6 protein-coding genes are annotated in these 6,815 nt (G+C 74.0%); all 6 read left to right on the top strand.

Going from position 1 to position 6,815, the window contains the following annotated elements; genetic code table 11:
* Window positions 1–4: 4 nt before the first annotated feature.
* Genes ACVJO7_RS19170 through ACVJO7_RS19195 form a run of 6 tightly spaced genes read left to right on the top strand, consistent with a single transcriptional unit; the run spans window position 5 to window position 6,410 of the window.
* Window positions 5–1,222: an NRAMP family divalent metal transporter gene (locus ACVJO7_RS19170; protein WP_491674011.1), complete on the top strand. Its 1,218-nt coding sequence runs from the start codon at window positions 5–7 to the stop codon at window positions 1,220–1,222.
* Entirely contained in the window at window positions 1,219–1,983 is a 765-nt protein-coding gene (locus ACVJO7_RS19175) for a LamB/YcsF family protein (protein WP_491674012.1), read from the top strand. The genes ACVJO7_RS19170 and ACVJO7_RS19175 overlap by 4 nt, the downstream gene beginning before the upstream one ends.
* Window positions 1,980–2,759, top strand: coding sequence for a putative hydro-lyase (locus tag ACVJO7_RS19180; RefSeq protein ID WP_491674013.1), 780 nt, complete (start codon window positions 1,980–1,982; stop codon window positions 2,757–2,759). Before ACVJO7_RS19175 ends, ACVJO7_RS19180 begins: the two co-directional genes overlap by 4 nt.
* Window positions 2,760–2,773: 14 nt before the next feature.
* Window positions 2,774–4,792 (top strand): prolyl oligopeptidase family serine peptidase, encoded by a 2,019-nt coding sequence (locus tag ACVJO7_RS19185; RefSeq protein WP_491674014.1) that lies wholly within the window; start codon window positions 2,774–2,776, stop codon window positions 4,790–4,792.
* Window positions 4,793–4,803: 11 nt separating this feature from the next.
* Window positions 4,804–5,703 carry an NADP-dependent oxidoreductase gene (locus tag ACVJO7_RS19190; protein WP_491674015.1) on the top strand — a complete coding sequence of 300 codons (900 nt, stop codon included), beginning with the start codon at window positions 4,804–4,806 and terminating at the stop codon, window positions 5,701–5,703.
* A 59-nt stretch (window positions 5,704–5,762) separates the two neighbouring features.
* The gene (locus ACVJO7_RS19195; RefSeq protein WP_491674016.1) at window positions 5,763–6,410 is read left to right on the top strand and encodes a maleylpyruvate isomerase family mycothiol-dependent enzyme; all 648 of its coding nucleotides are present in this window, start codon (window positions 5,763–5,765) and stop codon (window positions 6,408–6,410) included.
* The last annotated feature ends 405 nt before the right edge of the window (window positions 6,411–6,815 follow it).

A 6,815-nucleotide genomic window follows, 5' to 3' on the forward strand; every position in this document is an offset into this window, starting at 1 on the left:
AGCGATGAGCGACGACACGGCCAGGCCGACGAGGACCGCGACCAGGACGGCCGTGTTCGGGGCGATGTTCCTGATGGCCACGAGCGCGATCGGCCCCGGGTTCATCACCCAGACGACGACCTTCACCGCCCAGCTCGGCGCCGCGTTCGCGTTCGCGATCCTCGTGTCGATCCTGGTCGACGTCGCGATCCAGATGAACGTGTGGCGGGTCGTCGGCGTCTCCGGGATGCGCGCGCACGAGCTCGCCAACCGGGTCACGCCGGGGGCGGGCTGGCTGCTCACCGGCCTGGTCGTGCTCGGCGGGCTGGTGTTCAACATCGGCAACGTCGCGGGCGCCGGGCTCGGCCTCAACGCGATGCTCGGCCTGGAACCCGCGATCGGCGGCGCGATCTCCGCGCTGCTCGCGATCGGCATCTTCAGCGTGCGATGGGCCGGGATGGCGCTGGACCGGATCGTCGTGCTGCTCGGATTGCTGATGATCGGGCTGACGGCCTACGTCGCGATCGTGTCAGGACCGCCCGTCGGCGACGCGCTGCGGCAGACCGTGCTCCCGGACGAGATCAGCTGGCTGGCCATCACCACCCTGATCGGCGGCACTGTCGGCGGGTACATCACCTACGCGGGTGCGCACCGGATGCTCGACTCCGGCCTGTACGGACCGGAGAACGCAGGCCGGGTCGCGGTCAGCTCGGTCCAGGGCATCCTGATCACCGGTGTCATGCGGGTACTGCTGTTCCTCGCGGTGCTCGGCGTCGTCACCACCGGGGTCGACCTGGCCGGCAGTGACAACCCGGCGGCTGCCGCATTCGCCGCCGCGGCCGGCGAGGTGGGCATGCGACTGTTCGGCGTGATCCTTTGGGCCGCCGCGATCACCTCGGTGATCGGCGCCGCCTACACCTCGGTGTCCTTCCTGACCTCGCGCAGCACCCCGGAGCGCACCACCCGGCTGCTGACCGTCGGGTTCATCGTGCTCAGCACGGCGGTCTTCCTGGTCGCCGGCGCCGCCCCGGTCACCCTGCTGATCTTCGCCGGGGCCTTCAACGGGCTGATCCTGCCGGTCGGGTTCACCATCCTGCTGTGGGTGGCCTGGCGGCGGCGCGACCTGCTCGGCGGCTACCGCTACCCGCGCTGGCTGCTGGCGGCCGGTTTCCTCGGCTGGCTGGTCACGCTGTTCGTCGGGTACCAGTTCGTCGCCGAGAACATCGGGAAGCTGTTCGCATGACACCGCACATCGACCTCAACACCGATCTCGGCGAGTCCTTCGGCCAGTGGGTGCTCGGCGACGACGACGCCATGCTCGGCCTGGTCAGCTCGGCGAACGTCGCCTGCGGGTTCCACGCCGGCGATCCGTCCACGCTGCGCACGACGACCACCCGGGCCGCCGCCGCCGGCGTCACCGTCGGCGCCCAGGTGTCGTACCCGGACCTGCGCGGCTTCGGCCGCCGGTTCCTCGACATCGAGCCCGCCGCGCTGACCGACGACGTGATCTACCAGATCGGCGCGCTGGACGGGCTGTGCCGGGTCGCCGGGAGCCGGGTCCGCTACGTCAAGCCGCACGGGGCGCTCTACAACGCGACCCGCACGCACGCCGGGCAGGCCCGGGCGGTCGTCGACGCGGTCCGCGCCTACGACCCGTCGCTGCCGGTGCTCGGGTTGCCCGGCTCGGAGCTGCTGGCCGAGGCGGAGCGGACCGGGCTGCGGCCGGTGACCGAGTTCTTCGTCGACCGCGGCTACACCGCCGAGGGCGCGCTGGTGCCGCGCCGCGAGCCCGGCGCCCTGCTCGACGACGCGGGCGCCGCCGCCGAGCGGGTCGTCCGGATGCTCACCGACGGCGTGGTCCGGGCGGTCGACGGCACCGACGTCGCGGTGCGCGCCGAGTCCGCCTGCGTGCACGGCGACTCGCCCGGCGCGGTCGCGATGGCCCAGCGGGTGCGGGACGCGCTGGCCGGCGCCGGGATCGCGATCGGGGCGTTCGCCTCGTGAGCGCCGCCCTCGATCTCACACCCGCGCAGGCCCGGGAACGGTTCCGGGACGGCGTGGTCGCGAGCACCTCGGGCTGGTGCGCGGGCTGGACCCAGGCGAACCTGATCGCCGTTCCCCGCGAGTACGCCTGGGACGTGCTGCTGTTCGCCCAGCGCAACCCGAAGCCCTGCCCGGTGCTCGACGTGCTGGAGCCCGGCGACCTCGCCGGCGCCCTGTTCGACGGCGACATCCGCACCGACCTGCCGGGCTACCGGGTGTACGTCGACGGCGAGCTCACCGAGCAGCCCACCGACGTGCGCGAGCACTGGCGCGACGACCTGGTCGCCTTCCTGATCGGCTGCAGCTTCACCTTCGAGAACGCGCTGCTCACCGAGGGCGTCCCGGTCCGGCACATGGCGCAGGGCAGCACCGTGCCGATGTACCGGACCACCCGGCGCTGCCGCCCGGCCGGGCGGATGTCCGGCCCGCTGGTGGTGTCGATGCGGCCGGTGCCCGCCGCGCTCGTCGACACCGCGGTGGCGGTGACCGCCCGCTATCCGGACGTGCACGGCGCACCGGTGCACGTCGGCGACCCGGCCGCGCTCGGGATCGCCGACCTGGACCGGCCCGACCACGGCGATCCGGTGCGGATGACCGCCGACGACGTCCCGGTGTTCTGGGCGTGCGGGGTGACCCCGCAGGCCGCCGTGCTGGAGTCCCGGCTGCCGCTGGCGATCACCCACGAGCCCGGCCACATGCTGGTGACCGACGTCCGCGACGCCGACCTCCGGATCTGAGTCATGATCGGGGCATGACGAACGACCCGCACGCCTGGCTCGAGGACGTCACCGGCGAGGAGGCACTCGCGTGGGTGACCGGGCGCAACGCCCGCACCGAGCAGCGGCTGACCGCGACACCGCTGTTCGGCGAGCTGGAGTCCGGCATCCGGGAGGTGCTCGACGCCCCCGCCCGCATCCCGTTCGTCGGGCACCGCGGCGGCTACTACTACAACTTCTGGACCGACCAGCGGAACCCGCGCGGCCTGTGGCGGCGCACCACCCCCGAGCAGTACCGCACCGACTCCCCGGAGTGGGAGATCCTGCTCGACGTCGACGCGCTCAACGAGGCCGAGGGCGAGAACTGGGTCTGGCACGGCGCCCGCTTCCTGCGCCCCGACCTGGACCGGGTGCTGATCGACCTGTCCCGGGGCGGCGCGGACGCCGACGTGACCCGCGAGTTCGACATGGTCACCCGGGACTGGGTGCCCGGCGGCTTCGAGCGGCCGGAGGCCAAGGGCGGCGCGTCCTGGCTCGACCGGGACACCCTGCTGGTCGCGACCGATCTCGGCGAGGGCACCACCACCGACTCCGGCTACCCGCGCACCGTGCGGCGCTGGACCCGCGGCACCCCGCTCGCCGAGGCCGAGCTCGTCTTCGCCGGCGAGCCCGATGACCTGAGCGTGTCGGCGTACCGCGACCACACCCCCGGCTTCGAGCGGATCTTCGTGCGGCGGGCGCTGGAGTTCTACGCCGACGAGCTGTACCTGCTCGGCGACGACGGCGAGCTGCGGAAGATCGACGTGCCGGACTCGGCGATCGCCGACGTCGAACGCGAGTGGCTGCTGCTGGAGCTGCGCGAGGACTGGGCCGCCTTCCCCGCCGGGTCGCTGCTCGCCGCCCGGTTCGACGACGTCCTCGACGGCACCCCCGGCTGGGAGGTGCTGTTCGCGCCGACCGACGAGTCGTCGCTGGCCGGGTACACCTGGACCCGGCACCACCTGGTGCTCAACGTGCTGGAGAACGTCGTCAACCGGCTGTCCGTGCTCACCCCCGGCGAGGCGGGCTGGACCCGCTCGGCGTTCCCGGGCGCGCCCGAGTTCGGCAGCATCGGCGTGTCCGCGGTGGACAGCGACGAGAGCGACGACGTCTGGCTCACCGTCACCGACTACCTCACCCCGGCGTCGCTGGCGATCGCCACCGTCGGCAGCCCGCCGGAGACGCTCAAGAGCGCGCCCGCCTTCTTCGACCCCTCCGGGCACGTGATCGAGCAGCACTTCGTCACCAGCGACGACGGCACCCGGGTGCCGTACTTCCTGGTCCGGCCCGCGGACCTGCCGTTCGACGGCACCGCACCGACCCTGCTCTACGGCTACGGCGGCTTCGAGATCGCGCTCACCCCCGGCTACTCCGGCGGGACCGGGCGCTCCTGGCTCGCCCGCGGCGGGGTGTACGCGGTCGCGAACATCCGCGGCGGCGGCGAGTACGGCCCGCGCTGGCACCGGGCCGCGCTGCGGGAGAACCGGCCGCGCGCCTACGAGGACATGGCGGCGGTGGCCCGCGATCTCGTCGAGCGGCGGATCACCGCGCCGTCCCGGCTCGCCGTGCAGGGCGGCAGCAACGGCGGGCTGCTGGCCGGGAACATGCTGGTCCGCTACCCGGAGCTGTTCGGCGCCGTCGTCATCCAGGTGCCGCTGCTGGACATGAAGCGCTACAGCCACCTGCTCGCCGGGGCGTCCTGGATGGCCGAGTACGGCGACCCGGACACCGACGACTGGGACTTCATCCGGACGTTCTCGCCCTACCACCTGATCGATCCCGACGCCGATTACCCGCCGGTCATCCTGCTGACCTCGACCCGCGACGACCGGGTGCACCCCGGGCACGCCCGCAAGTTCGCCGCGGCGCTGGAGGCGGCCGGCCACGACGTCACCTACTACGAGAACATCGAGGGCGGCCACGGCGGCGCCGCGGACAACGCACAGGCGGCCCGGATGGCGGCGCTGGCGTACGCGTTCCTGTGGGAGAAGCTCGGCCCGGCGACCGGCGACTAGGGTCGGAGACCATGCGCGGGTACGGGTTCGGACGGGCCGGCGGGCCGGAGCAGGAGACCTTCCTGGAGGTCGCGGAGCCGGTGCCCGGACCGGACGAGCTGCTGGTGCAGGTCCGCGCCGCCGGGGTGAATCCCGGCGACTGGCGGGTCCGCAACGGCTCCTACGGCACGACGGGCCCCGCGGTGCTCGGCCGGGAGGTCGCCGGCACCGTGCTGGCGCTCGGCGAGGGCGTCACCGGGTTCGCCGTCGGGGACGAGGTGTTCGGCGGCTGCCCCGGCATGCTGGGCGGCTGGGCGCCGCGCGCCCGCACCATCGCGTCGTTCTCGGCGCACCGGCCCGACGGGGTCTCCCCCGAGCAGGCCGCCGTGCTGCCGGTCGCCGCCGGGACCGCGCTCGACACGCTGCGCAGCCTGGACCTGCAGCCGGGTGCGACGCTGCTGGTGAACGGTGCGGGCGGCGGCGTCGGGCTGCCGCTGGTCCAGCTGGCCCGGTTGCAGGGGCTGCACGTCGTCGGGACGGCGAGTCCCGGCAAGCACGACCTGCTGACCCGGCTCGGCGCGACCCCGGTCGGGTACGGCGACGGGGTGGTGGACCGGATCCGGGCCGCCGCACCCGCCGGGATCGACGGCGCGCTGGACCTCGTCGGCGGGGACGCGCTGCGCACCGTCGCGCCGCTGGTCCCGATCGGGGCGCTGTACTCGGTCGCCGATAAGCCGACCGTCGCCGAGCTCGGCGGCCGGGCCGTGGAACGCGACCGCGGTCCCGCGGTGCTCGCCGAGCTGGCCCGGCTGGTCGCCGCGGGCGAGCTCGATCCGCTGGTGCAGCAGACCCGCCCGCTGTACGAGGCGGGTGCGGCGCTGGCCGCCGTCGAGTCCGGGCACGCCACCGGGAAGATCGTGCTCATTCCCTGACCCGTGCGGCCGGACCCGCGGGCCGATGACTTCCCGGGGACCGGCCGGTCGATCCCGGCATGACAACACCGACCCTGCCCCGCGCGGCGATCGACCGCGCGGTGTCCGCCGAGCGCGTGGCGGTCGCCGACCTCGTCGACTCGCTCACCGACAACGAGTGGGTCACCGGCTCGCTGTGTTCGGGCTGGACGGTGCGGGACGTCGTCGCACATCTGACGACCACTACCCGGGACACCGCGGGCCGGATGCTGGTCGCCGCGGTGCGCGCCCGGTTCGACTTCGACCGGATGACCCGGGACCAGGCTCTCGCCCTGTCCGACGAGCACCCGCGGGCCGAGTTGATCGCCCGGCTCCGGCAGAGTGCGACCACCTCCCGCCGGATGCCGCTCAGCGGACCGCTCGACCCGCTGATGGACCTGGTGATCCACGCGCAGGACATCGTCCGCCCGCTCGGCCGGGTGCACGAGTCGCCGCCCGAGGTGGTCGCCGCGTGCCTGGCGCACGTCGCGACCAACCGATTCATGGGTGGTCCGGCCCGGCTGCGGGGCGTGCGGGTGGTGTCGGCCGATTCCGGATGGACCCTCGGAGACGGCGCGGAGCTGCGCGGGCCCGCCCCGGAGCTACTGCTCGTCGCCGCGGGACGACCGGCCGGGCTCGCCGGGCTGAGCGGGCCGGGTGTCGGGGTGGTCGCGCCGCGGCTGGCCTGACGGGTGCAGCGGTTCCGTCCGGTGCAGGTAGGTGTGCCCGGTCGGGGTGGTGGTGCGGGTGCCCTCGGCGGTCGGCTCGACCCACCAGCCGGGCTGCTCACGCAACTGATTGTGCCACTCGCAGACCGCACGACCGTTGTCGAAACCGGTCGGGCCACCCTCCGCGGCCCGCACCACGTGATCGATCTGCCGGGCCGGAGCGTCGCAGTAGGGGGCGCTGCACCGGTGCCGGTCCCGGGCCCGGATCAGATCCGCCAGCCCGGCCGGGGAAACATCGCGCCCGGGAGTCACCACCGATCACCGTGCCCCACACCGTCAACAACCGCCGCAACAGCCTGCGCCCGCGCGCCCGGGCCAGGAACCCGACCGGGATCGGCCCGAACCCCGCGACCTCCGCCGGCAGCG

The sequence above is a fragment of the Pseudonocardia sp. DxW genome, from assembly GCF_058448985.1.